Source organism: Arthrobacter sp. JCM 19049, from assembly GCF_001310435.1.
Genome location: NZ_BAXF01000471.1, coordinates 1 through 1,665, shown reverse-complemented (window position 1 = coordinate 1,665; position 1,665 = coordinate 1). Strand labels below are relative to the sequence as shown.

At 68.0% G+C, this 1,665-nt stretch carries 1 pseudogene; it reads right to left on the bottom strand.

What is annotated here, in order from left to right:
* Positions 1-1,665: pseudogene (locus JCM19049_RS13495) on the bottom strand (multifunctional oxoglutarate decarboxylase/oxoglutarate dehydrogenase thiamine pyrophosphate-binding subunit/dihydrolipoyllysine-residue succinyltransferase subunit); the annotation flags it as partial.

Sequence of the window (1,665 nt, the reverse complement as noted above, 5' to 3'; positions counted from 1 at the left end):
CTCGTGCCGCTTGGAGGTGCCGGCGCTGGTGGCGGCCGACGCCGGGCGGGAGACCAGGGTGACCTTCTGCTCCAGGCTCGGGGCCACGTACAGCCCGAAGAACGGCCACGGGCCTGGTTGGCTGGCTCGTCCTGCACCCAGCTGACCTTCGCGTTCGGGTACTTGGCCAGTTCCGCGGCGATCTGCTCGGTCGGGGCCGGGTAGAGCTGCTCCACGCGGATGATCGCCGTCTTCTCGTCCTTGGCCTTGGTACGGGTGGCCAGCAGGTCGTAGTACAACCGGCCGGAGACCAACAGCACCTTGTCCACCGCATTGTTATCGGAGATCGAGCTGTCCCCGATGACCTCGCGGAAGCCGCCGGTGGTGAAGTCCTCCACCGAGGTGGCCGCCGCCTTCAGGCGCAGCAGCTGCTTCGGGGTGAACACGATCAGCGGCTTGCGCGGACGGGCGTAGGCCTGGCGGCGCAGCAGGTGGAAGTGGTTGGCGCCGGTGGAGGGCTGGGCCACGACCATGTTGTTCTCCGCGCACAGCTGCAGGAAGCGCTCGATGCGGGCGGAGGAGTGGTCCGGGCCCTGGCCTTCGTAGCCGTGCGGCAGCAGCATCACCAGGGAGGAGGACTGCGACCACTTCTGCTCGGCCGAGGAGATGAACTCGTCGATCACCGTCTGGGCGCCGTTGACGAAGTCGCCGAACTGCGCCTCCCACATCACCAGCGCGTCCGGGCGCTCCACCGAGTAGCCGTACTCGAAGCCCAGGGCCGCGTATTCGCTGAGCAGCGAATCGTAGATCCAGATCGGGGCCTGGTCCTCGCTGAGGTGGTTCAGCGGGTACCATTCCTCGTCGTTGATCCGGTCGTGGAACATCGAGTGGCGCTGCACGAAGGTGCCGCGGCGCGAGTCCTGGCCGGCCAGGCGCACCGGCACACCCTCCATGGAGAGCGAGCCCAGGGCCAGCAGCTCGGCGAAGCCCAGTCGATGCCGCCTCGCGGCTCATCTTCTCGCGGCGCTCCAGCAGGGAACGCAGCTTGTTGTGCACGTTGAAGCCTCGGGGATCGCCAGGTGCGCCTTGCCGATGGCGGCCACGGTCTGCGCGGAGATCGCGCTGGGGCGGGCCCCGTCGCGGGTCAGCTCATCCTCGGCCTGGGCGAACGGCTTCTCCAGGTCGTTGATGGTCGAACCCGGGGTGACGATCGGGATCGGGGAGGTCTGCGCGGCGTGGGTCTCGGAGAAGATCCGCTCCAGCGACTCGCGGTACTCGGCCAACGCGTTGTCGGCCTCCTCCTGGGTGATGTCGCCGCGGCCGACCAGCGCCTCGGTGTACAGCTTGCGGGTCGAGCGCTTGGCCTCGATCAGGTTGTACATCATCGGCTGGGTCATCGACGGGTCATCGCCCTCGTTGTGCCCGCGGCGGCGGTAGCACACCAGGTCGATCACGACGTCCTTGTTGAACTTCTGGCGGTACTCGAAGGCCAACTGGCCCACGCGCACCACGTCCTCCGGGTCATCCCCGTTGACGTGGAAGACCGGGGCCTGCACGGCGCGGGCCACGTCGGTGGAGTACTCCGAGGAGCGCGAGGAGCTCGGGGCGGTGGTGAAGCCGATCTGGTTGTTCACGATCACGTGGATCGTGCCGCCGGTGCGGTAGCCCGGCAGCTGGCTCATGGCC